At 67.3% G+C, this 1,046-nt stretch carries 1 protein-coding gene and 1 pseudogene; one reads left to right on the top strand and one right to left on the bottom strand.

The genetic code is table 11. The annotated features are described in order from the left end of the window. On the bottom strand, positions 1–592 hold a 592-nt coding region (locus LQV45_RS35255), incomplete at its 3' end, for an ABC transporter permease (protein ID WP_230012686.1). Positions 593–758: 166 nt separating this feature from the next. On the opposite strand from LQV45_RS35255, the pseudogene LQV45_RS35250 reads away from it, so the two are divergent. Continuing rightward, a pseudogene (locus tag LQV45_RS35250) lies at positions 759–1,046 on the top strand (amylosucrase); the annotation flags it as partial.

Here is a 1,046-nt window from a genome sequence, read left to right as displayed (position 1 = left end):
CCCCGGGCAGGGTGACAAGTCCCGTCGTCTTAGTCTGGTCGGTCGAAGGAATGAGGGCTGAATAGACGGCGCGCCGGGCCAGCTCCAACGTCGACTGACGCCGCGTCGCCCCCAAAGCCAGCCACGCTTCAACCTCATCCCAACGTTCATTCACCGACTCGGCAAAGTGCCGGCCGGCCAGGGTGGCGATGGTCATCGCATTGCCGATCACGATCCCCCCAATTGCCAGCGCGTAGCGGGGCGTCAGGGCTATCGCGCCCGTGCCGAAAACGATCGCCAGGGTCACCAGGATGCCGGCCGCCATCGAGCCGCCCACTACCGCCAGGCGGCCCCAACTCCACCCCAGGCGACGCGCGGCCGTCACTGCGGCCACCGAAAACATCACGAGAAGTGCGGCGCCGACCCAGACCGGACTGGTGATGACAGTGCCCAGTATGAGGCTGATGACAGCCAGTTGCACAGCCCCGCGCAGGATGGCCAGCGCCGGCGCCGTTCGGTGCGGGATCCGGAAAACCGCAAGCAACCCCACGGTGACCAGCATCAGGAGCCCGACGCCCAGCAGCGTGGGCAGGAGATCAGTCAGGGCGGTCATCACGCCAGCCTATAGACCTTCCCGGCAGCACCATGGGCGGCATCGGCTGTCGGCTGCCTTCCCCCGCCGGACACGGCTGCCGTGCTGGGCACCCGCGCGTCCGTCTGCAAGGATGTGAACGGTCGTCGCGCCGTCGGGGATTGAAACTGGTCAAAGGAGATGCTCCATGGTTGAACCCGCCCTCTTAGCAGACGGCGTCGACAGCGAGGCCCGCCGGCATGTGCTCCGGGCCTTAGCGGCGGGCACGGGCATCGGGTGGGACGGCGCGGACCGGGCCGTCTTCGAAGAGCGCTTCGACCGTCATTTCCCGGCCTTGTTCCGGCTGTTCCACGATCTCTACGGCGCACGGCCGGATTGGCTGGATCAGCTCACCGACCTTGTGATGCAGTCTGCCCGCTCGTGGGCAGAGAGGGCTGCCGCGCTCAAGGGCCTCGACGCCGAACGGGAACACAAC

The organism is Microbacterium sp. Bi128 (genome assembly GCF_918698205.1).
Note: the sequence above shows the minus strand (reverse complement) of the source record. Positions and strands in the feature narration are given on the sequence as shown.